Source organism: Micromonospora sp. B9E7 (genome assembly GCF_039871815.1).
In the GTDB taxonomy this organism is placed as follows: Bacteria; Actinomycetota; Actinomycetes; order Mycobacteriales; family Micromonosporaceae; genus Micromonospora.
The window spans coordinates 163,472-185,622 of record NZ_JBDPLX010000010.1; the positions used below are offsets into that span (position 1 = coordinate 163,472).

The 22,151-nt window shown below is 72.5% G+C and carries 21 protein-coding genes; 9 read left to right on the forward strand and 12 right to left on the reverse strand.

Annotated features, from left to right (window positions below):
* The first annotated feature begins 24 nt into the window (after positions 1 to 24).
* Complete coding sequence (locus tag ABGB10_RS18565) at positions 25 to 1,014, forward strand: ATP-binding cassette domain-containing protein (protein WP_347662093.1); 990 nt, start codon at positions 25 to 27, stop codon at positions 1,012 to 1,014.
* Complete coding sequence (locus ABGB10_RS18570; protein ID WP_347662094.1) at positions 1,011 to 1,796, forward strand: ABC transporter permease; 786 nt, start codon at positions 1,011 to 1,013, stop codon at positions 1,794 to 1,796. The genes ABGB10_RS18565 and ABGB10_RS18570 overlap by 4 nt, the downstream gene beginning before the upstream one ends.
* 27 nt (positions 1,797 to 1,823) lie before the next feature.
* Here ABGB10_RS18570 and ABGB10_RS18575 read toward each other — a convergent pair whose 3' ends face one another.
* Together ABGB10_RS18575 and ABGB10_RS18580 are read right to left on the reverse strand one after the other, a co-directional pair.
* Complete coding sequence (locus tag ABGB10_RS18575) at positions 1,824 to 3,062, reverse strand: APC family permease (protein ID WP_347662095.1); 1,239 nt, start codon at positions 3,060 to 3,062, stop codon at positions 1,824 to 1,826.
* An 11-nt stretch (positions 3,063 to 3,073) separates the two neighbouring features.
* Positions 3,074 to 3,820 (reverse strand): phosphatase PAP2 family protein, encoded by a 747-nt coding sequence (locus ABGB10_RS18580; RefSeq protein WP_347662096.1) that lies wholly within the window; start codon positions 3,818 to 3,820, stop codon positions 3,074 to 3,076.
* A 90-nt stretch (positions 3,821 to 3,910) separates the two neighbouring features.
* On the opposite strand from ABGB10_RS18580, the gene ABGB10_RS18585 reads away from it, so the two are divergent.
* Positions 3,911 to 5,134, forward strand: coding sequence for a DUF4032 domain-containing protein (locus ABGB10_RS18585; protein WP_347662097.1), 1,224 nt, complete (start codon positions 3,911 to 3,913; stop codon positions 5,132 to 5,134).
* Positions 5,135 to 5,394: 260 nt separating this feature from the next.
* On the opposite strand, the gene nagA is transcribed toward ABGB10_RS18585, so the two are convergent.
* The 3 genes from nagA to ABGB10_RS18600 are packed head-to-tail and all read right to left on the reverse strand — an operon-like array spanning position 5,395 to position 8,398.
* Positions 5,395 to 6,504 (reverse strand): N-acetylglucosamine-6-phosphate deacetylase, encoded by a 1,110-nt coding sequence (nagA, locus tag ABGB10_RS18590; protein ID WP_347662098.1) that lies wholly within the window; start codon positions 6,502 to 6,504, stop codon positions 5,395 to 5,397.
* Positions 6,501 to 7,472 (reverse strand): ROK family protein, encoded by a 972-nt coding sequence (locus ABGB10_RS18595; protein ID WP_347662099.1) that lies wholly within the window; start codon positions 7,470 to 7,472, stop codon positions 6,501 to 6,503. Before ABGB10_RS18595 ends, nagA begins: the two co-directional genes overlap by 4 nt.
* Entirely contained in the window at positions 7,469 to 8,398 is a 930-nt protein-coding gene (locus ABGB10_RS18600; protein ID WP_347662100.1) for a sugar isomerase, read from the reverse strand. Before ABGB10_RS18600 ends, ABGB10_RS18595 begins: the two co-directional genes overlap by 4 nt.
* 200 nt (positions 8,399 to 8,598) lie before the next feature.
* Here ABGB10_RS18600 and ABGB10_RS18605 point away from each other — a divergent pair, with 200 nt between their 5' ends.
* The 6 genes from ABGB10_RS18605 to ABGB10_RS18630 all read left to right on the forward strand — a co-directional run bounded on the left by ABGB10_RS18605 (position 8,599) and on the right by ABGB10_RS18630 (position 13,674).
* Positions 8,599 to 9,384, forward strand: a complete 786-nt coding sequence (locus ABGB10_RS18605) for a DeoR/GlpR family DNA-binding transcription regulator (protein ID WP_088987368.1) — start codon at positions 8,599 to 8,601, stop codon at positions 9,382 to 9,384.
* 121 nt (positions 9,385 to 9,505) lie between these two features.
* Positions 9,506 to 10,516, forward strand: a complete 1,011-nt coding sequence (locus tag ABGB10_RS18610; protein ID WP_347662101.1) for an ATP-binding cassette domain-containing protein — start codon at positions 9,506 to 9,508, stop codon at positions 10,514 to 10,516.
* Positions 10,513 to 11,529: an ABC transporter permease subunit gene (locus tag ABGB10_RS18615; RefSeq protein WP_347662102.1), complete on the forward strand. Its 1,017-nt coding sequence runs from the start codon at positions 10,513 to 10,515 to the stop codon at positions 11,527 to 11,529. The genes ABGB10_RS18610 and ABGB10_RS18615 overlap by 4 nt, the downstream gene beginning before the upstream one ends.
* Before the next feature lie 104 nt (positions 11,530 to 11,633).
* Positions 11,634 to 12,035, forward strand: a complete 402-nt coding sequence (locus tag ABGB10_RS18620; RefSeq protein ID WP_347662103.1) for a DUF3263 domain-containing protein — start codon at positions 11,634 to 11,636, stop codon at positions 12,033 to 12,035.
* A 163-nt stretch (positions 12,036 to 12,198) separates the two neighbouring features.
* Entirely contained in the window at positions 12,199 to 13,047 is an 849-nt protein-coding gene (locus ABGB10_RS18625) for a hypothetical protein (protein WP_347662104.1), read from the forward strand.
* 117 nt (positions 13,048 to 13,164) lie between these two features.
* On the forward strand, positions 13,165 to 13,674 hold the full coding sequence (locus ABGB10_RS18630; protein ID WP_347662105.1) for a GNAT family N-acetyltransferase: 510 nt from the start codon (positions 13,165 to 13,167) through the stop codon (positions 13,672 to 13,674).
* Positions 13,675 to 13,731: 57 nt separating this feature from the next.
* On the opposite strand, the gene ABGB10_RS18635 is transcribed toward ABGB10_RS18630, so the two are convergent.
* The 7 genes from ABGB10_RS18635 to ABGB10_RS18665 are packed head-to-tail and all read right to left on the reverse strand — an operon-like array spanning position 13,732 to position 21,941.
* Positions 13,732 to 15,942 carry an AAA family ATPase gene (locus ABGB10_RS18635; RefSeq protein WP_347662106.1) on the reverse strand — a complete coding sequence of 737 codons (2,211 nt, stop codon included), beginning with the start codon at positions 15,940 to 15,942 and terminating at the stop codon, positions 13,732 to 13,734.
* A 36-nt stretch (positions 15,943 to 15,978) separates the two neighbouring features.
* Positions 15,979 to 16,485, reverse strand: a complete 507-nt coding sequence (locus ABGB10_RS18640; RefSeq protein WP_347662107.1) for a hypothetical protein — start codon at positions 16,483 to 16,485, stop codon at positions 15,979 to 15,981.
* 38 nt (positions 16,486 to 16,523) lie between these two features.
* Entirely contained in the window at positions 16,524 to 17,282 is a 759-nt protein-coding gene (locus ABGB10_RS18645) for an ATP/GTP-binding protein (RefSeq protein ID WP_347662108.1), read from the reverse strand.
* The gene (locus tag ABGB10_RS18650) at positions 17,260 to 17,745 is read right to left on the reverse strand and encodes a DUF742 domain-containing protein (RefSeq protein WP_347662109.1); all 486 of its coding nucleotides are present in this window, start codon (positions 17,743 to 17,745) and stop codon (positions 17,260 to 17,262) included. Before ABGB10_RS18650 ends, ABGB10_RS18645 begins: the two co-directional genes overlap by 23 nt.
* Positions 17,742 to 18,218: a roadblock/LC7 domain-containing protein gene (locus ABGB10_RS18655; RefSeq protein ID WP_278141957.1), complete on the reverse strand. Its 477-nt coding sequence runs from the start codon at positions 18,216 to 18,218 to the stop codon at positions 17,742 to 17,744. The genes ABGB10_RS18650 and ABGB10_RS18655 overlap by 4 nt, the downstream gene beginning before the upstream one ends.
* Positions 18,215 to 20,776 carry a nitrate- and nitrite sensing domain-containing protein gene (locus tag ABGB10_RS18660; protein ID WP_347662110.1) on the reverse strand — a complete coding sequence of 854 codons (2,562 nt, stop codon included), beginning with the start codon at positions 20,774 to 20,776 and terminating at the stop codon, positions 18,215 to 18,217. The genes ABGB10_RS18655 and ABGB10_RS18660 overlap by 4 nt, the downstream gene beginning before the upstream one ends.
* A complete protein-coding gene (locus ABGB10_RS18665; RefSeq protein ID WP_347662111.1) occupies positions 20,763 to 21,941 on the reverse strand; it encodes a hypothetical protein in 1,179 nt (392 codons plus the stop codon). The genes ABGB10_RS18660 and ABGB10_RS18665 overlap by 14 nt, the downstream gene beginning before the upstream one ends.
* Positions 21,942 to 22,151: the final 210 nt, after the last annotated feature.

A 22,151-nucleotide genomic window follows, 5' to 3' on the forward strand; every position in this document is an offset into this window, starting at 1 on the left:
AGCGGACCACCGCACCGTGGAGGCATGACGACATTCGAAGTGGTCGCCGAAGGGCTGGGCAAGCGGTACGGCCCGACCCGCGCGCTGGACACGTTCAACCTGGCCGTGCCGTCCGGCACGGTGTACGGGCTGCTCGGCCCCAACGGCGCGGGTAAGACGACGGCGGTACGGATCCTCGCCACGCTGCTGCGTTTCGACGCCGGCAGGGCGAGCGTGGCCGGGTACGACGTGCTGCGCCAGCCGGACGAGGTGCGCGCCCGGATCGGGCTGACCGGGCAGTACGCCGCGGTCGACGAGATCCTCAGTGGCCGGCAGAACCTGGAACTGTTCGGCCGACTGTTCCGGCTCGGCCGGCGGGAAGCCCGCCAACGCGCCGACGAGCTGTTGGAACGGTTCGGGCTGAGCGAGGCGGCGAGTCGGTCCGCCGGTGAGTACTCGGGTGGGATGCGCCGACGGCTGGACCTCGCCGCCAGCCTGATCCGTACCCCCCGTGTGCTCTTCCTCGACGAGCCGACGACCGGCCTGGACCCGCGCAGCCGCAACCAGGTGTGGGACCTGGTCCGCGGCCTGGTCACGGACGGGACCACGGTGCTGCTCACCACGCAGTACCTGGAGGAGGCCGACCAGCTCGCCAACCGCATCTCGGTGATCGACGCCGGGCGGGTGGTGGCCGAGGGATCACCGGACGAGCTGAAGTCGATGACCGGCGGTGACCGGATCGAGGTGGTGGTCCGTGACGCCGTCGCCCTGACCCGGGCCGCCCGCGTCGTCGCGCCGATCTGCGGTGTCGAGCCGGAGGTCGACCTGGAGATCCGGCGTCTCAGCGTCCCGGTGGCCGACCGGGTCGCCGGGCTTGTCGACGTGGTGCGGGCCTTGGACGACGCCGGGATCGCGGTCGAGGACATCGGGCTGCGGCGCGCGACGCTGGACGAGGCGTTCCTGTACCTGACCGGGCACCGGCCCGACGAGGCCCGCGAGCCCGTCGGCGCCGGACGAAAGGTGGATCCGGCATGACGGCAGCGGTAGCCGACGGTTGGACGATGACCAGGCGGAACATGATCCACGTGGTACGCGCGCCGGAAGAGTTGATCCTCTACTTCTCACTGCCGATCATGTTCGTGCTGGTCTTCGGGTACGTGTTCGGCAGCGGCATGCAGGTGGCCGGCGGTGGCAACTACCGCGAGTTCCTGCTGCCCGGCGTCTTCGTGATGACGATGCTGTACGGCCTGGGCGCCACCGCGACCGGCGTGGCGCTGGACCTCAGCCGAGGTGTCGTCGACCGGTTCCGGTCGATGCCGATGGCCCGGTCCGCCCTGATGACGGGTCGCAGTGCGGCCGACCTGCTCCGCGCGCTGCTGGAGATGTCCACCCTGCTGGTCTGTGGCCTGCTCGTGGGGTGGCAGTGGCGACACGGTGTGGGCAAGGCCATCCTCGCCGTCGGGCTGCTCCTGCTGCTCCGAGTCGCGATCACCTGGATGGGGATCTACCTGGCGCTGCTGGTCCGCAATCCGGACACGGTCGGCGTGATCGTCTTCCCGGCCGCGTTTCCGCTCACCGCGATCTCCAACGTCTTCGTGTCACCCGAGCTGATGCCACCGGTCATCGGTGCGATCTCGGAGTGGAACCCGCTGTCGGCCACCGTCGCGGCGATGCGTGAGCTGTTCGGCAACCCGGGCCTGGGCGGCGACTCGTGGCCGGCGGAGCACGCCATGCTGCTGGCGGTGCTGTGGCCGGTGCTCCTGATCGCGATCTTCGCCCCGCTTGCCGTGCGCCGCTACCAGCGGTTGAGCCGCTGAACCCCACGCGCCGGTGGCCTCTGCCGGTCACCGGCGCGCGAGGCGCAGCGCGTACCAGGCGGCACCGGCCGCGAGCACACCGAACCCCGCGAGCACGCTGGTGACGGGCAGGTTGACCGCGAGCAGCAGACACCCGGCCAGCCCCAGGCCGGCGAGTACCTGCACCGGCAGTCGACGACCAGACTCCCTACCCAGCGTGAGCGCCGCCGCGTTGGTGATCGAGTAGTAGACCAGCACCGTGCAGCTGGAGAAGCCGATCGCCTGTCGTACGTCGCCGAGCATCACCACCGCGATCACCACTGCGGCCACGGCCAGCTCGGCCCGGTGCGGCACCTGGTGCACCTGGTGCACGGCGGCCAGCGCGCCGGGCAGGTCGCGGCGGCGGGCCATGGCGAGGGTGGTCCGGCCCACTCCGGCGACCAGGGACAGCAGCACGCCGACGACCGCGATCGTCGCCCCGGCCCGGACCACCCAGGCCAGGCCGGGCAGCCCGGCGGCGGTCACCACGTCGACCAGGGGCGCGGCGGACCCGGCCAGCCGGTCGGCGCCGAGCACGCCGAGCGTGACCACCGCCAACGCCAGGTAGATCACGAGTACCAGCCCGAGCGCCAGCGGCATGGCCCGGGGGATGGTCTGCTGCGGGTCGCGGACCTCCTCGCCGAGTGTGGCGATCCGCGCGTACCCGGCGAAGGCGAAGAACAACAACCCGGCGGCGGTCAGCACGCCCCGGGCGGAGCCGCCGGGCTCGGTCAGCCCGTCCAGATGCACCGGCCCGCCCACCACGCCGACGACCGCGACCAGGGCCAGCACCGTGAGCACGAGCGCGACCAGCAGCTTGGTGGCAGTGGCCGTCTTGCCGATGCCGCGCAGGTTCACGGCGGTCACCGCGAGCACCGCGCCGACGGCGACCAGCCGGGCCTGCCCCGGCCACAGGTACGCCCCGATGGTCAACGCCATCGCCGCGCAGCTCGCCGTCTTGCCGACCACGAAGCCCCAGCCGGCCACGAAACCGGCGAACGGTCCGAGACGCTCCCGCCCGTAGACGTAGGTGCCACCCGACTCCGGGTAACGGGCCGCCAGCCGCGCCGAACTGGTCGCGTTGCAGAAGGCGACGAAACCGGCCAGCACCAGCGCGGGCAGCAGGCCGGCACCGCCGGCCGCCGCCGCGGCCGGGCCGAAGACCACGAAGACGCCCGCGCCGAGCATGGAGCCCAAACCGATGACAACCGCATCGGGTACGCCGAGCCGCCGCGACAGTTGGTCCACGAACCGAAACCCTAGGGGTACGAGGTGAACGGCCGGTCCCACGCGCGTAACCGGCCGGGGAGCGGCACCTCGTCCCAGGGCACCCGGTGCAGCAGCCGGTCCAGGAAGAGCCCCAGCAGCAGGGCCGCCACGCCGTCGGTGAGCCAGTGGAAGTTCAGGTAGGTCGTGGTGACCAGGAGAATCGCCGGCGGGGCAAATCGGATCAGCCGGTGCACGGTCGGGTGCAGTCGCCCGGACGTCAGCGCGGTCAGCAGGACGGCCATCACCCCGTACCAGACGATCGCGTTGGCGACGTGCCCGGACGGGTAGGAGAGGTCGTACTCGGTGGGCGGCAGGTCGTTGAAGATCCGGACCGACTGGGTCGGCGGCAGATCCGAGCTGGGTGCGGCCCGGTCGGTCAGGACCTTGAGCGGCCCGACCGTCAGATACAGGAGCACGAACGCCCCCGCCAGCAGCAGCAGCGGCCGGACCGTGCGGGCCCGCCAGGCCACGGCGATGCCGAGCGCCCCCGAGATCGGCATCAGCAGCCAGCCGCCCTGCCCGAGGAAGTTGAACACCCGCGCCGTCCAGTAGATCGGCGCTGGGTGATGGGCGTAGGCCCACTCTCGGACCGCCAGGTCCAGACCGAGCAGGGCGCCTCCGGCGAGCGCCAGGGTCAACGCGCCGAACCCGACCAGCAGGAGCGCGTCGAACCACCAGCCGGCCGGGCGGACGGGCCGTAGCCGCAGGTCACGTCGTACCGCCGTGGGTTTGAGCACGCGACCACGCTACCGGCCCGGTGCGAGGCCGGGGTGTTCGGAGCTGTGGGCCCAACCACGATGTGAGGCGGATGCGGGGGGCGACCAGTCATGCTTGTGCCCGTGCGGATCACGTCTGCCCTCGTGGACCCGGCGCTGCTCGACCTGCCCTGGTCGACTCCGCTGGAGGAGTGGCCTGCCCAACACCTGGTGGCCCTGCCACAGGGCATCTCCCGACACATCGTCCGGTTCGTCCGGCTCGGTGACTATGTCTACGCGTTCAAGGAGACCCGCGAGCGGATCGCCGAGCGGGAGTACGACCTGCTCCGGGCCCTGGAGCGGATCGACTTCCCCTCGGTCGAGGCGGTGGCGGTCGTCGCCGACCGGCAGACCGAGGACGGGGAGCCCCTCGAATCGGTGCTGATCACCCGGCACCTCCAGTTCTCGCTGCCGTACCGTGCGCTCTTCTCGCACACGCTGCGACCGGAGACGATGAGCCGGCTGCTCGACGCGCTCGCCGCCCTGATCGTGCGGATGCACCTGACCGGCTTCTTCTGGGGCGACTGCTCGCTGTCGAACACGCTGTTCCGCCGGGACGCGGGTGCGTTCGCCGCCTACCTGGTGGACGCGGAGACCGGCGCGTTGCACAACTCGCTCTCCAACGGTCAGCGCGGTGAGGACCTGGAGATCGCCCGGGTGAACATCTTCGGCGAGGCGTTGGACCTGCAGGCCGCCGGCCTGCTGCACGAGTCCATCGACCCGGAGGTGGTCTGCGAGGAGGTCGTGCAGCGCTACGAGCGGCTGTGGCACGAGATCACCTACGAGCAGGCCGTCGAACGGGAGGCCCGGCACGACATCGAGGGCCGGATCCGTCGCCTCAACGAGCTGGGCTTCGACGTGGCCGAGGTGGCCATGTCGTCCATCGACGACGGGCGTTTCCTGGTCCGGCCGAAGGTGGTGGACGCCGGCTACCACACCCGGCGGCTGCTGCGGCTGACCGGTCTGGACGCCGAGGAGAACCAGGCGCGCAAGCTGCTCAACGACCTGGACGCCTACCGGGCGGAGAGTGACCTGATCGACGAGCAGCAGGCCGCGCACCGCTGGCTCACCGAGGTCTTCGAGCCGGTCGTCCGGGCAGTTCCCGCGCACCTGCGTCGCAAGTTGGAGCCGCAGGAGCTGTTCGCGCAGATCATCGAGCACAAGTGGCTGCTCTCCGAGCAGGCTGGCCGGGACGTCGGAATGCGCCACGCGGTCCAGTCGTACCTGACCGACGTGCTGGTGCACCGCCCCGACGAGCAGGCCATCCTGGGCGTGGCAGTCCCAGATCTGAGCTAAGACCTGGCCTGGTCGTGCGGGGGTCCGGTCGTGCAGGGCCTCGTCGGCTCGGCGACCGGACTATCTGGCCGAACGCCTTTGGAGCTGATGTCGTAGACGATTCAGCCACGGGTGGCCGAGCATGCCGGTGACGAGACTGATGCCGTAAACGATTCAGCTCCAAAGGCTCTCCAGGTGCCCTGTCGAGCTGCCCCACATGTGGGGCGGGCTGCGGCGATGTCGCCGACATGCGCGCCAGCGCCCCGTCGTGGCCGATGGTCTCACTCCACCCAGGAGCCTCCGCGCAGCACCCGCACCACGTTCAGGTCGTCGTCCAGCACCACCAGGTCGGCGCGTAGGCCCACCTGGAGGGCCCCGACCCGGTCGCCCAGGCCGATGGCCCGGGCCGGGGTGGTGGCCACCATCCGTGCCGCGTCGGCGATCGGGATTCCGGCAGCCACGGCGTGCCGTAGCGCGGCGTCCATGGTCAGGGTGCTCCCGGCGATCGCACCGTCGCGAGCGAGTCGGGCCACCCCGTCGGCCACGGTGACGGCCTGACCGCCCAACTCGTACTCGCCGTCGGGCATCCCGGCGGCGGCCATCGCGTCGGTGATCAGCGCGGCCCGGTCCGGGCCGGCGGTCGCGGCGACGTGGGTCAGCATCCCGTCGTGCAGGTGTACCCCGTCAGCGATCAGCTCACAGATCACGGTGGGCGCGTCGAGCAGGGCAACCACCGGGCCCGGCTCACGGTGGTGCACCTGTCGCATGCCGTTGAACAGGTGGGTGCCGACGCTGGCGCCGGCGGCGACGGCGGCCCGGGTCTGCTCGTACGTGGCGTCGGTGTGGCCGACCGCCGCCACCACCCGCTGCGAAGTGAGCAGCTTGATCGCCTCCAACGCACCGTCACGTTCCGGGGCGAGGGTGACCATCCGGACCGCGCCCCGGCCCAGCTTGACGAGTTCGGCCAGCTCGTCGGTCGACGGGTCGCGGAGGTACTCCGGGTTCTGCGCGCCACAACGCGTCTCGGAGAGGTAGGGCCCTTCGAAGTGGACACCCGCCAGCACGCCCTCCTCCACCAGCGGGGCGAACGCCTCGGTGGCCGATCGCATCAACTCGAAGGGTGCGCTGACCAGGCTCGCCAGCACGGTGGTCGTGCCGTGCGCGAGGTGGAAGTCGGCCGCCGCCCGGGCCTCGTCGGAGTCCCCGGTCGTAAAGGTGTGCCCGCCACCGCCATGCGTGTGCATGTCGACGAAGCCCGGCAGGATCCAGTGCCCGTCACGGACCGTCGGATACTCGGCGACCGCGGTGATCCGATCCCCGTCCCACTCGACGCAGCCCTGTCGGATGACACCGGTCGGGGTCACCACGCGGCCGTTCACCCGTACGGTCATCGTCTCTCCTGATGGTCGTGGGCGCGCACGGCGTCCATTGCGAGCAGGGCGGCACCGAGGCAGCCGGCCTCGTCGCCGAGGGCTGCCGCGACAAGTTGCGGCTCCCGGTGGAAGGTCATCCGCTCGTGCAGCGCCGCCCGCAGCGGGGTCAGCAGCCGATCCCCGGCCTGGGCGAGGCCACCGCCGAGCACGATCGTCGCCACGTCGAACAGCGCCTGCCCGCTGGCCAGGCCGTCGGCGAGCGCCTCGACCGTCTCCTGCCAGACCTGGCCGGCGAGTGGTTCGCCGGCTGCGGCCCGCTCGGCCACCTCGGCGGCTGACACCGGAGCGTCGGCAACCGCGCCGGCCAGCTCGGCGTAGCGGCGTCCGACCGCCGCGGCCGAGGCGACCGCCTCCAGACAGCCGGGTCGGCCGCAGCCGCAGCGCGGACCGCCCGGCCGGACCAGGATGTGGCCGATCTCCCCGGCAGCGCCGTGCGCGCCGACAGCGGCGTGACCGTCCACGACGTGCGCGGCGGCGATGCCGGTGCCGATCGCCACGAACAGCACGTGCCCGGCACCGCGCCCGGCACCGAGCCGAGCCTCGGCGAGACCGCCGACACGCACGTCGTGGCCGAGCGCCGTCGGCAGGCCGAGCCTCCGCACCGCCAGGTCCCGCAGGGGTACGTCCCGGAAGCCGACGTTCGCCGACCAGACCGCGACCCCGCGTGCCTCGTCCACCACCCCGGGGACGGCGATGCCGACCGCGATCGGGGTGAGGCCGTCGGCGCGGGCCTTGTCGGCGAGCCCTTCGGCCACGTCCAGGATGGTGGCGACCACGGCGGCCGGGCCGCGTCCGGCGTCGGTGGGGTGCCGCTCGGTGCGTACCGCGACGCCGTCCGGCCGGACCAGGGCGCATTTCATGCCGGTGCCACCGACGTCCAGCGCGACGACCACGGGGTCGGTAGGCACGGCGTCGCCACTGTTCACGCCAGCACCACGGCCCGGGACAGGTGCCGGGGCGCGTCCGGGTCGAGACCCCGGCTGGTCGCCAGCGCGACCGCGAAGCGTTGCGCCAGGATCAGGTCGGCCATCGGGTCGACCGGGGTACGCCCGGCGGACCAGCTACCCAACACCGTGCGCCAACCGTGGGTGCGGCTGTGCACGAAAGCCGCGCCGGTGGCGGCCACGTCCTCGGGCAGCCCGTCGGGCAGTTCGCCGAACGCCCACACCAGCCGGCCGGGCGCGGCGACCGAGATGGGCCCGTGGCGGTAGTCCATCGCCGGGTACGCCTCGGCCCAGAAGATCGCCGTTTCCCGGCACTTCAGAGCCGCCTCCTGTGCCAGCCCGATCGTCCACCCCCGACCGAGGAAGGTGACCTGCCCGATGAGGGCCGGGTCGATCGGCAGCGGTGAGCGCACCGCCACCTCGGCGTCGGCGGCGAGCGCGGTCACCGGGTCGCCGAGATGGGCCCGGAGCAGGGCCAGCGCGGTGGTCGCGAAGCGGGTCTGCACCACCGACCGCTCGTCGGCGAAGGGCATGGTCACCGCGGCGGTGGCGAGGTCGACCGCCGGGGACGCCGGGTCGCCGACGATGACCGTGGTGGGTGTCCGCCCGCGCAGTGCGGCGAGCAGTTCCAGCACCTCGGTCGTGCAGCCGGAGCGGGTGATCGCGATCAACCGGTCGTAGTGGCGGCCGGCGGGGAACTCGGACGCCTGGAACGCGTCGGTCTCACCCTGGCCGGCCTGCTCGCGGCGGGCCGCGTACGCCATCGCCATGAACCACGACGTGCCGCAACCGACGACGGCGACCCGTTCACCGGGGCGCGGCAGATCGCCATGTACGACACCGGCCAGCTCGGCCGCCTCCCGCCAGCAGTCGGGTTGGCTCGCGATCTCCGCGTCCACGTACGTCATGGAAAACTCCTCGCAGGGGCGACCGGTGCGCAATACGGCTCGTTAGACCCGTATTTCGCGCGTTATTCTGCGCGAATGCGGGTGGCCGTGGCAACCGGCCAGCCGATCGCGCAGGTCAGTCTTTTGCGCCCACCTAGTTTCGCGCACTAGTGTGCACGCAATCAATCACCGTCCGTGCAGTTGCTGGGAGGGCCTCCGCGGTGGACCGGTACGCCAGATGGAACGCCCTTCTCGAGATGCTGACCGACAACGGCCGGGTCAGCGTCGAGGCGGCAGCCGAGCGGCTGGACGTCTCCCAGGCCACCATCCGGCGTGACTTCGACCAGCTCGCCCAGCAGCAGATGATCACGAGGACCCGGGGTGGCGCGGTCGCCAACGGCGTCTCGTACGACCTGCCGCTGCGCTACAAGACCGCCAAGCACTCGGCGGAGAAGCAGCGGATCGGCGCAGCCGCCGCCGCGCTGGTCACGCCGGGCACTGTGGTCGGCCTGAACGGCGGCACCACGAGCACCGAGGTGGCGAGGGCTCTCGCCGTCCGCCCGGACCTGAACACCAGTGCCGAGGGCGCCCAGCTCACCGTGGTCACCAACGCGTTGAACATCGCCAACGAGCTGCTGGTGCGGTCCCGGATGAAGGTCGTGGTGGCCGGCGGTGTGGTGCGCCCGAAGTCGTTCGAACTCGTCGGCCCGCTGGGCGGGGCGTTGCTGCGTGAGGTCACCCTGGACGTCGCGTTGCTCGGTGTGGACGCGATCGACCCGCAGCTCGGCGCGGCCGCCCACCACGAGGGCGAGGCGGCGATGAACAACCTGATGGTGGCCCGAGCCAAGCGCGTGGTGATCATCGCCGATTCGTCCAAGTTGGGGGGCCACGCGTTCGCCCGGATCTGCCCCGTCGAGCGGGTGGAGACGCTGGTGACCGACTCCGGTGCCGCCCCGGAGGTGGTGGAGGCGTTCCGCGCTGCCGGCGTGCAGGTGGTCTGCGCCTGAGCGGTCACGTTCCGTCGATGAATTAGCCCGTTCGGCGCGTCGATGCATACCGCGTATTGCGAGCGCCTGCATACCGCGTATGGTGTCGGCTGTCACGCCCACCCATCGGGGGAGGTGCAGCTTGCCAGCTGTCCTGGAGATCGAAGGTCTACGTAAGACGTACAAGAGTCGTCGACGCGGCGCCCGCAACGCGCTCGACGGCTTCGACATGCGGGTCGACGCAGGGCAGGTGCACGGCTTCCTGGGTCCCAACGGGTCCGGCAAGACCACCACGCTGCGTACCCTGCTCGGCCTCATCCGACCCGACGGCGGCCGGATGGCGGTGCTCGGGCACGAGGTCCCCGACGCGCTGCCCGCGGTCGCCGGCCAGGTCGGCGCGATCGTGGAGAGCCCGCAGTTCTTCCCGCACTTCACGGCACGGGACACGCTGTCCCTGCTGGCCGGGGCGGGCGAGGTGCCGGCAACCCGGGTCGACGAGGTGTTGGAACTCGTCGGGCTGCGCGACCGGGCCGGCGAGCGGGTCAAGACGTACTCGCTGGGCATGAAGCAGCGGCTCGCCGTGGCCTCGGCCCTCCTGAAGAACCCGAAGCTGCTCATCCTCGACGAGCCCGCCAACGGCCTCGACCCGGGCGGCATCCGGGAGATGCGCACGCTGATGCGCAACCTCGCCGAATCGGGGATGACTGTGGTGCTGTCCAGCCACATCCTCGGCGAGATCCAGCTGATCTGTGACTCGGTCACCATCATCTCGCTGGGTCGGCGGGTCGCGTTCGGCCCGGTCGACGAGGTGCTCGCGCAGCACTCGTCCGGTGCGGTCCGGCTCCGGTTGGAGGCGGTCAGCGACCTGCCGGCGGCCACCGAGACCCTCACCAAGGCCGGGATCCGGGTGACCGGCCACCCCGACCACCTGATGCTGGCCGGCGTCGACAAGCCGGCCTCGGTGACGCGGCTGCTCGCCGAGCAGAACCTCTACGTCAGCGAGTTGGCGCCGATCGCCGTCGATCTGGAGAGCGTCTTCCTCGAGCTGACCGCCACCGCGCCGGTACCCGGTCAGCACCGGCAGGTCGACGAGTCCATGAAGGTCGGCGGGACGGGTCAGCCCGGCGCCGCTGGGGGAGGGTGGGGCGCGTGAGCCTCTATCGTACGGAGCTGCGCCGGCTCGCCAAGCGGCGCTTCACCCGGTACATGACGCTGCTCGGCCTGCTGGTGCTGGCCGCGGTGATGGTCGGCGTGTTCTTCACCAACCAGAAGATCGACGCCGGGCAGCTCGCCAGGGCCGAGCGCCAGGCCGACCAGCAGTACCAGGAGCAGGTGCGCTGGAGCGAGCAGGAGCGTGTTGCCTGCGAGCAGGCCAAGACGGCCGGTACGGCGACCGACGGCCGCTACCCCCCCGACTGTTCGGTGATCACGCCGCCGCCCCGGGAGGAGATCAAGGCGGAGTGGTTCCTGCCGTCGACGTTCGACTTCCGGGAGACGTTCGACGAGACACTGATCCCGTTCGCGGCGATCCTCGCGCTGGTCGGGTTCGTGATCGGGGCGTCCTTCGTGGGCGCCGAGTGGAGCACCGGCGGCATGATGAACCTGCTGCTCTGGCGACCGAAGCGGCTCACCGTACTCCTGACCAAGCTGGCCGCGCTGCTCACCGGCATCCTGGCGGTGACGCTGCCCGCCGCGGTGCTGTGGTTCGCCGGGTTCTGGGCGGTCGCCACCTTCCGGGGCAGCACCGAGAAGGTGACCTCCGGGGTCATGCAGTCGGCCATCCTGACCGGGGTACGCGGTGTGGTGCTGGTGCTGGTGCTGACCACCATCGGCTTCGCCCTCGCCTCGCTGGGCCGGCACACCGCGATGGCCCTCGGCGGTGTGGTGGCGCTGATGGTGGTCGGCCAGTTCGGCCTCGGCATCCTGCTGTCGATGGCGAACGTGAAGTTCGCCGAGGCCTGGCTGCTGCCCACGTACGCGCTGGCCTGGATGACGAAGACGGTGACGTTGCAGGACTGGAACTCCTGCAACGCGACCTACTACGGGGAGTGCAAGCCCGCCACGCTGGACATCACCTGGCAGCAGTCGTCCGCACTGTTCTCGATCGGGTTGGTGGTGATCCTCGGGGCGGCGCTCTGGGCGATGCGTCGCCGCGACATCTCCTGAGATTCCGCTGCGAAGGCCCCCGGCGAGAGTCGGGGGCCTTCGTGCGTTCGGTCCACGCCGCGCCGGCTGCTGCGACCCTGGTCCTCGCTGGCTAGGCTGAGCGAATGTCCGCCGACGCCACCACCCCGGAGCCGTCCACCGACGCTCGTCCGGGTGGCGTGGGGCCGACCGTTCCGACTCCCCGGCCCGCTCCGCCCATCGAGACCGCCGACGAACCGCCGCGCCCGGACGAGCCGAGCGACGAACCGGCGCACGTCCAGCCCGTCGACCCGGCGGCGGGGTTGACCGAGCGGGAGCGGGCGATCCTCGCCTTCGAGCAGCAGTGGTGGCGACATGCCGGTGCCAAGGAGCAGGCCGTCCGGGACACCTTCGGGGTTTCCTCCACCCGCTACTACCAACTGCTCAACGGGCTGCTGGACAATCCGGCCGCACTCGCCGCCGATCCCGTGCTGATCGGTCGGCTCCGGCGGCTACGTTCGTCGCGCGCCCGCAACCGTCGCCGCTGACCGGCATCCGCTGGTCGTTCAGCACCGTGGCAAGCCATCCGGCCAGGCATGTCACCCGACCCAGGGGGTACGCGGGGAGCGCTCCGGCAGCGCGGGTAGGTGGACCGGAGGCGACGGAGGGAGAGGCTGTGACGGGTGCCAACCCTCGGCAGGTGTGCCGGTGATGCGCGTGCGATCCGCGTCCGCGCCGGCCCCCGGCCGGCCGGTCAACGAGGACCTGGTCTTCCGGATCGGCCCGCTGGTCGGTGTCCTCGACGGCGCGACCGTACCGGAGGGTTTCGACACCGGCTGCGTGCACGGGCCGGAGTGGTACGTCCGGCACCTGGCCGCCCGGCTCGGCGTGGCGGAGGCGGTCCGCCCGGCGGCCCGGCTGACCAGCAACCTGGCCGCCGCCATCCTCGCGGTGCGCGCCGACCACGGCGAGCAGTGCGACCTCGACCATCCAGGCACCCCGTCCAGCACGGTCTGCCTCCTGCGTGACTGCGGTGACGAGGTCGACTACCTGGTGCTCTGCGACAGCCCACTGGTCCTGGACTGCGGCGGTCAGGTCAGCGTGGTGACCGACAACCGGTTGGACGCGGCGATGGTGGAGCTGCGGGAGACGGTCGCGATGGTGCCGGGCGGGGCCGCGGACCCGGTCACCCGGTTCCGGCACGCCGTGAGCGTCCAGCGGGAGCGGATGAACCGCACCCACGGCTACTGGGTCGCTGCGGCCGATCCCGACGCGGCCTTCCACGCGGTGACCGGGACCCTGCCCCGGCGCGGCCCGACGGCGCTGCGCCGGGCGGCTCTGCTCAGCGATGGCGCGTCCAGCGCGGTGGAGCAGTTCGGTTTGACCGACTGGCCGGGTCTGCTGGACCTGCTGAGCACGGACGGGCCGGGCGGGTTGATCGACCGGGTCCGGGCCGCCGAGCGCGACCACCCCGATCGGCTGCGCCGGCACAAGCCCACCGACGACGCCTCGGTGGTGTTCTGCGAGTTCGAGCCGACCATCTCAGCCACCAACGGGTGACGACAGAGCGTGATGAGTAACACCCAGGCCGCCCGACCGGCCGGGACGGGTAGCCGGACCGCCAGTGCATCGCCATTGGGGTGGACTTCGGCCGATGGGGGCGGCAGACTGCGGCACGTGGCGGGTGCGGTCCGGCTGGAGCCGGTGGACGAGCGGAACCTGGAGCCATTGCTCTCCGTAGCGGCTGCCGAGGCGGAGCCCGGCGATGTCATGCCGCCGGTCGAGGCGCCCGCCGGCTGGTCGCTCGCCCGCCGTGAGGCGTTTCGGGAGTTCCATCGGGCGAGCTTCGGAGGACTGGACGGCCCGACCCGCTCGCAGATGTACGCGATCCTCGTCGGCGGCGAGGTGCTGGGCATGGTGCGGATGACACGCTGTGACGAGCCCGACACGGTGGAGACCGGCATGTGGCTCGGTCGCTCGGCACGCGGGCAGGGGATCGGCGCGGCCGCCCTGCGGGAGTTGCTGAACGCCGCCGCCCGGGCGGGAATGCGAGTCGTCGTGGCGGAGACGGATTCGGACAACGCGGGTGCCGTCGCCCTTCTCAAGAGATGCGGCGCGAAATTGGACGAGCAGGCCGGAAAGGTGCGCGCCGAGATCTGCCTGGATTCGACGCCACCCGCGCTCTGACGCCGGCCGGTCGGCGGCGACCGCAGAGGTAACCGCCGACCGCCTGGGCTGGTCTGCTCACTCCCGGTCAGCGGCGTACGCGGCCAGCCAGGCCACCTGGGCCGGGTCCAGCGACGGGCGTACCCGTGCCCGCGCGGTCGCCACATGCTCGGCGGTGACCGTGGCGGCGGCGAGCGACTCACGCATGGCGGCCAGCGCCGCCTCCCGGACCAGCGCCGCGCAGTCGGCGGCGGAGAAGCCGGTCAGCTCGTCGCCCAGGGTCGACAGGTCCACGTCCGGGGCCAGCGGCACCTGCCGGGACGCGGCCCGCAGGATCTCCGAGCGGGCGGGTCCGTCCGGCGGCGGTACGTAGACCAGCCGCTCCAACCGGCCCGGCCGCAGCAGTGCGGGGTCGACCAGGTCCGGCCGGTTCGTCGCGCCGACCACCACCACGTTGCGCAGCGTCTCCACCCCGTCCAGTTCGGTCAGCAGCGCGGCGACGACCCGGTCCGTGGTGCCCCCGTCGGTCGCCTGGCCGCGTACCGGGGCCAGCGCGTCCACCTCGTCCAGGAAGATCAGCGTGGGGGCCGCCTCCCGGGCCCGACGGAACAGTTCCCGGACCGCGCGCTCGCTCTCGCCGACCCACTTGGAGAGCAGTTCGGCGCCCTTCACCGACAGCACGTTGGCCCGCCCCGACCCGGCCAGCGCGGTGACCAGGTACGTCTTGCCGCAGCCCGGTGGCCCGTAGAGCAGCACGCCGCGCGGCGGCTGGACCCCGAGCCGGGCGAACGTGTCCGGGTAGGTCAACGGCCACAACACCGACTCGGTGAGGGTCTGCTTGACCTCGTCCAGACCGCCCACGTCGTCGAGGGTCACCGAGGCCAGGTCCAGCGTGGACGACGCCATCGTGGTCGGCCGGACCACCTCCAGGGCAGCGGTGAAATCGGCCATCGACACCGTGGGCGTCTCGGCGGACTTCTGCCGCAGTGCCGCGCGTACCCCGGCCTCCCGGACCAGCGCGGCCAGGTCGGCCGCGACGAACCCGGGGGTACGCGCGGCCACCTCGTCCAGCCGGACGTCGTCGGCCAGCGGCACCTGCCGGGTCAGCACGGTGAGCTGTTCGCGGCGTAGCGCCTGATCGGGGAGCGGGATGCTGATCCGCAGCGACAACAGGTCCGGCGCGCGCAGCGCGGGATCGACCGCCTCCGGTCGGCTGGTGGCGCAGACCACGGCGACGCCGGCTCGGATGCTCTCCACGAGCACCTGGCGGAACACCGTCGCCACCGGGCCGGGCTCGTCCGCCGGTGCGAGCGCCTCGACGTCGCTGACCAGCAGCACCGCCGGCCCACCGGTGCGGGCCGCTGTCGCCGCGGCGCGCAGGCGGTCAGCAGCGGCCTGGTTGGCCAGCGCGGCCACCTCCGGTGCCCAGATCGGATGGACACGGGCACCGACCCGGGCGGCGACGGCCCGGACCAGCGCCGACTTCCCGGAGCCCGCCGGGCCAACGAGCAGCACCCCCAACGAGATCGTGGTGCCCAGCCGGCCCAGCACCTCCCGGTGGTGGAAACCGAGGTCGAGCAGTTCGTTCAGCTCCTCGGCCTGGGCCCGCAGCCCGGGCAGCTCGTCCACGTCCGGGGCGTCGTCGACCGGGGCCGTGTCGGCCGCCCCGCGCGGCTCGGGCGGTGCGGTGTCGACCGGGCTGGGCCCGTGCGTGGTCGCGCCGTGCTCCCAGGTGACCACCGTGTTCATGGTGACCAGTGCGCCGACGGCCGGCTCGACCGCGACCACGGTCAGCAGAGTGCTGGTCCAGGCGAAACCGACCGTGTTGGCGAGGCTGCGACGAGCCGCCTCGACCAGGCCGCGTACCGACGCGTCCGGAAGCACGTCCTGCGGCAACAGCGACACGTCGTCACCGGCGGTGAGCACCTTGCCCAGCAGGGCGAGCCGGAGCATCTCCGGGCTGACCGCTGCCATCACCCCCACCGGCCCGGCCAGGACGACCCGACCCGCCGGGGTCAGCGGCGCCGGGCTGACCCGCACCTGACCACCGTCGCGCAGGCCCAGGTTGCCCAGGACCAGGTCGTCGGCGTACAACAGGGCGCTGCTCGCGCCGGGTGCCGCCGCCGCCACGATCCCGGCCGTCTCCCGGCGACCGGCGAGCCGGACCGGGTCGCCGGGGCGCAGGCCCAGTGCGGTCATCGCCTCCGGGTGCAGCCGAACGATGCCCCGTCGGGCGTCCAGCGCGGCCGGCCGTAGGCTCGCCGTCAAGGTCAGGTCGGGTTGCGCCACCGCCCGACCGTAGCGGTCGTCCGCCAGCTTCGCCGGTCAGCGCCGCGGATCCAATTCGTCCAACAACGACGGGTCACGGCGGATCAGCTCGGCCAACCGGGCCGCCGGGTCCGGGGTCAGCCCGACCGGGCCGGGAGCCCAGGCGGGCACCGTCCGGCCGGACAGCGGCCAGGTCGGTGGAGGTTCCACCGGGACCGCCGGGGGCACCGGACCGACCGTGACGTCCGGCCCGTCCCAGGACACCCGCAACGGGTACGTGCGCCCGTCGTGCTCCACGTGCACGGTCACCGACAGCCCCGGGTGGGCGCCGACGACCTGGCGTACCGCCTCGGCCACCTCCTCGACCGGCCCCCACCCGGCCGTGTCGCCCGAGGGGTCCGCCCCCGCGTGGCGCGGGCCGTGTCGGCCCGGCCGGGCGTTGCCGCGCCCGAGAACCGGCTGACCCGACGGCGGTGTGGTGTCGTCCTGGTCGTTGACCCGTCGGCGCTGCGCCTCCTCGCGCCGGGCCAGTCGGGCCAGCGTCTCGTCGAGGTCACCCCTCACCACATCACTCCTTCCCGCCGCGGCCGGAGCCGGTCGGCTCAGGCCCTCCGGTCCCGCGTAGCCCGGTCCAACGCACGGTCCAGGACGACCAGCAGGGCGTCCCGCACCGAGAGTCGGTCCCGGGCGTCGAACTGCACCAGGGGAACGTGGTCGCCGATGGCCAGCGCCCAGCGGATCTCGCCGAGTTCCAGGGCCAGCCGCCCGTCGAACGCGTTGACCCCGACCACGAACGGCAGCCCGGCCCGTTCGAAGAAGTCGATCGCCGGGAAGCAGTCGTCCAGCCGGGAGCTGTCCACCACCACCAACGCGCCCAACGCACCCCGTGCGAGGTCGTCCCACATGAAGCCGAACCGGGACTGCCCCGGTGTGCCGAACAGGTAGAGCTTGAGACTGCGGTCGATGGTCACACAACCGAAATCCATCGCCACCGTGGTGGTCGTCTTGGTCGACCGGGTACCCGGGTCGTCCACGCCGATCCCGGCGCTGGTCATCTCGGCCTCGGTGGTCAGCGGTGCGATCTCGGAGATCGCACCCACGGTGGTGGTCTTGCCCACCCCGAAGCCGCCGGCGACCAGGATCTTGACCGGGATCGGAGGTGCGGCCGGCTTACCGGCCGGCGGCGTCGGCCTCGCGCCGGACGAGGGCTGGTACGGAGGCGGTGGCGCGGCTGGCGGCGGGCCCGCCCGCCCGATTATCGGCCCGGTGCCCGGTGACATGCCGTAACGGGCGGCGGCGCTGTTCGCGGCGGCCCCGCCCAGCGGGGCGACCGGCCATTCAGGAGATCGCACGGAGTCCATCAATCACTCGCAGGATGAGATTGGGGTCGAGGGCGTCGTCGGTGTCGGTGACGTGCACGTCCAGATGCCCGGCCGCCCGTAGATCACCGACCAGGACCCGGGTCACGCCGAAGTGCAGCCGGGTCCGGGCCGAGATCTCGGCCACCGAGATCGGCTCGGCGCAGAGCGCGATGATCGCCTGGATCTCCGGTGCCATCACGGCGTCCGGTGGGCCGGCCCACCATCCGCTGTCCATCCGCACGGTCACCTGGGTCTCGAGCCCGATCGCCGGGTCGGCACCCGCCACCCGCCCGGAGGTGAGCACGAACGGACGGGGACCTGTCGGCCCGCCACCGCCCACCTCCGGCTCGGGCAGCGCCGGTGCCGCCGCGCCGTCCCCCGCCGGGGGTGGCGTGCGCAGGTACGGGCGGATCCGGACCCGCGGGTCCGGGTCCGCGTCCTCGCCGGCGACCTCGGGGATCACTGCTGGACGGCGTTCTTCAACTCGACGATCAACCGCGGGGTCAGGGCACCGCCGGCCCGCCCGGCGAAGAGCGTCATCTCGTACGCGACGGTGCCCAGGTTCGCCGACCGGTCGGCAACCACCCCGAGCACGGAGCCGCTGCTGATCGCGCTGATCAGCAGGTAGCCGTCGGCCATGTCGACGATCACCCGGTTCAGGCCGCCGAGTGCGTACCAGCTGGCTGCCCCACCGGCCAGGCTGGTCATCCCGGACACGACGGCCGCCAACCGTTCCGCGTTGGACCGGTCCTTGATCGCCGACATGGCCATCAGCAGGCCGTCCGAGGAGACCGCGATCGCCTCCAGGACCCCGGCGGTGCTGGAGGTGAAGGAATCAAGCAGCCAGTTGAACGTACGGGCCTCCGGGCTGAGGTCCCCACCGGCTGCGGGCTGGCTCTGGTGGTCGACGTTGTCGTGCAGGAAGGGGCTGGTCACCGTGATGATCCTTCTTCGTTCCGGTGGTCTGGGCTGACTTCGCGCAGAGCGCGGGCGACGCCCGCCTCGAACTCGCTGATGAGGTTCCGCACCTCGGCCGGGTCACCGAGGTGCGAACTGGGCGGTTGGCAGGCAGGGACGACCGTGAGGTTCGCCCCCGGCACCCGTCGGCTTAGCCGGGGCCGAGCCGGAGGGCTCTCCGACGGGAAGGCGTCACCCGCCCCCGTGGGGCCGGCGCCTCCCGGTGTGCTCGGCAGGTCGACGGTCGCGCCCGGTTCGGCTCCGGTCGACCCGACGCCGGCCGCCTCGGCCCGGCGTACACCGGCCTGGAACGCCTCGACCAGGGCGCGCGCCGCGGCGGGGTCCGCACCGGTGGCGTCCACCGGCCGGGTCGGTGCGGTCGAGGCGCCCAGGCTGGCCCCGGGCACCCGCTGCCGGATCCGCGGCCCGGTCGGCGCGCCCGACGGTTCCTTCGCCGGGGGTGCGGGGGTGGCCTGCTCCGGCTGGCTGTGGCCGAAGGCGTTCCAGGACGGGCTGGCCTCCAGGCTGCGGGTGGCTCGGCTCAGGAGGTCCGAGTCGAAGCGGGCCGGCGCAGCGGTGGCCGCGAGGGACCGGGCGTCCTGGTCGGTCTCGGCTGCGGCCGGCGTACGCCGGTCCCGTTCCGGCACGGTGGCCCGGGCCACGGCAGCTCCGGCCCGGTCGGCGCGGCGCAGCACCAGTGACGTCGACGGGATCTCCAGGTGTGCGGTCACTCCACCGCCGACGGTGGCGGCCAGACCCACCTCCCAGCCGTGCCGGCGAGCCAGCCGACCCACCACGAAGAGACCGAGCACCTCGGTGGGGGCCAGGTCGAGCCGTTCCCGGCGGGTGAACCGGGCGTTCTCCTCGGCCAGCCGTTGGTCGTTCATGCCGATGCCGTGGTCCACCACGGAGATCCGCGCGCCGAGGCCGGCCGCCTCGGCGGACACCAGCACCCGGGTGTGCGGCGGCGAGAACACGGTGGCGTTCTCCATCAGCTCGGCCAACGCCAGGATGAGGTCGCCGACCACCGCCGGCGCGGCCGAGATGCCCGCCGGCACCCGGACCTCCACCCGGGTGTAGTCCTCGATCTCGCCGAGCGCCAACCGGACCAGGTCGGCCAGTGGCACCGGGGCGGTGTGCGGGTCGGCACCGGCCGCGCCGGAGAGCACCACCAGGCTGCCGGCGTTGCGGCGCAGCCGGCTGGAGATGTGGTCGAGGCGGTACAGGTGCTCCAGCCGACCCGGGTCGGCCTCCTGCTGCTCCAGCCGGTCGATCAGCGCGAGCTGCCGGCCCACCAGGTTCTGGGTGCGCCGGCCGACGTGACCGAACATCTGCGCCACGTTGCGTCGGCCGGCGACCTGCCGCTCGACCAGCCGCGCCGCGGTGTTCTGCACCCGGTCGAAGGCCCGCGCCAGGTCGCCGATCTCGTCGTTGGCCCGGATGTCCACAGGTTCCAACCGGACCGGTTGTGGGCTCTCCGCCTCGTCGTCGGTGACCCGGACCAGCTCGGCTTCGGCGACCCGGGCGACCCGGTCGGCAGAGCTGGTGAGGCGGGTCAACGGTCGAGCCACCGTCCGCGCGACCGCCACACTGAGCAGCACCACCAGCGTCAGGATCAACGCCGCCGCGGCACCGACCAGGTACGCGGCGGTCAGCGCGCGCCGCTGCTCGGCCGTCGCCTCGGCGAGCACGTCGGCGACCAGCTTCTTCTCGACGAACTGACCGAGCCGGATCATCGTGCGGACGGCCGGGAAGAGCGCCTCCATCGGCACCGGGCGGACTGCGGCGGCCGGGTCCCGGGCACTGGTGACCAGGAAGTCCGGGCTGGTACGCGCGGCCACGGCCGCGTCGTTGAGCTGGGCCACGGTGAGCTGCTCGGGCGTGATCAGGCTGCGGAAACGTGCGTTGTCGACCTCGAGCGCGGCGATGCACGCCACGTAACCGGCGACGGTGTCCGGGCTGCCGACCGCCTTGACCAGCAGGCTCAGTGTGGCGCAGGCCGCCAGTCCCTCGTCGGCCCGGAGCAGCCCGTCGAGAGCGAGCACCTGCCGGCCCGGCAACGTGTCGGTGTCCACCCCGAACATCAGCCGCAGGGACTCGATGATCCCCGTGTTGACCGGGCCGAACGTCTCCATCACCTGACCGGGGTTCGCGACCCGGGCCAGCACTGCGGCCCGCAGATCGACGAGGCTGGACACCCGGTCCAGGGCGCTGTCCACCCGGTCGGTCAGCGCGTCGCTACGAGCGGCGCGCAGGTCGGCCACCCGGTCGTCCACGTCGGCGGACTTGCGGACCAGCTCGCTCCGTTCCACCCGGCCGAGCAGGTATCCGACGGAGAGGATGCGTTCCTGCTGAAGGTCCTGGACCAGGCTGCCGACCCGGCTGGCGAGCCGTACCCGCTCGGCGGTGTCGCCGGCCCGCTGGGCTGCGGCCACCCGGTCGAGCATGACCGGCACGGCAAGTCCGATCATGCTGAGCAGCGGGATCACCACGAGCAGGGCGAGCTTGCCGCGGATGCGGAGCCTACCGAGCAGCATCGAATGCCCCCCACTGCGCGGTCTCCGGTTCCCGGACGACACCTGCGGGTTGCAGCCCTCGTGGCTCGCTGGTCGCCGGTTGCCACGGATCGCTCCGCACCGGGGTGTCCGGGCTGTCGGTGTGGCTTGCGGCCAACGCGGCCCGGCGTCGGGCCCGGCCAGCGGCGTTGATCAGCAGCGCGGCGAGCCAGCCCAGCAGCAGCACGGCCACCACCCCCGCGGCAATGATCGACCAGCGTTCCCGGTCCAGCTCGTCGATGCGCTCGACCAGCAGGGCGTCGAGTTCGGCGAGGATGACCGGTTGAAGTTGGCGCGCCGCGCGGTGCGTGTTGAGCCCGGCGGCGGCCAACTGGGCCTGGTCCACGACACCCGTGCCCTTCGCCGGGGTGGAGTAGGCGGCCAGGGCCTCCACCGAGCGCTGGTAGGTGTCGAGCGGGGTCAGCACGTTGGCGCCGAGGTCGGTGCTCTCCGAGCCGTCCACGGCGGAGCGCAGGTTGTCGACAAGGTCGCCGGCGGGTGCCAGCGCGGCCACCCGCAGGCCGCTCAGCTCCATCAGGCCACGGGGCTGCTCGGCGGCGGGCCGGCGGGAGATCAGCGCACCCAGGTCGGCGAGCCGACCGGCGGCCACCACCGCCTCGGGCAGCTCCTGGCCGGCGCTGTCCTGGAGGAAGAAGGAGTCGGCAGCGGGGTCACGGACCAGGCCGGAACTTTCCCGGACCTTGCGGTGCAGGGCCAGCAGAAGATCGGAAGCCTCCCCGTACGCCGTGTAGGCGGACTCCGGGTCGGCGGTGGTGCGTCCGCGCAGCGCCTCCAGCTTGGCTCGTACGCCGGCCCAGCGTTCCTGGCTGAGCAGGTCCTCGCCGATGCGAGCGTCCACCGCGGCTGCCTCCTCGACCGCCCGGTCCAACGCCTCCCGGGCGACCGGCCGGCCGTTGACCGTGGCGGACTGGGCCTCCACGAGGGAGTCGGTCACTCCGGCCAGAGCGGTGAGGTACTGCACGCCGAGGCGTTCGCGGGCCGCCAGGGTCCGGTCGTCGCTGGTCTGCCGCCAGGCGGACGTGACGAGCAGGCCCACCGGCGCGAGTAGTGCCCCGATGAGCAGCAGCGGCAGCAGACGGCCCAAGGTGGACGGCCGTCGGCGGGCCCGCGGCGCGGGGACTGTCATGTGTGTCTCCTCCGGCGTGGGCGCGGTTCGGCGCGGTCTCGGGTAGCCGAACAGTCCCGTGCACCGGACCGGAAAACTAACCGAACCCCCCGCTGGTCAGGCCTCGGTCGGCGAGTCAGGTTCGCGTCAGTTCAAGCGATGTCACCATTTGTCCGCGCCTCGGGCACGCTCTGTTGCGTCGATGGGTGTGACATGGAGGGATCGAGATGG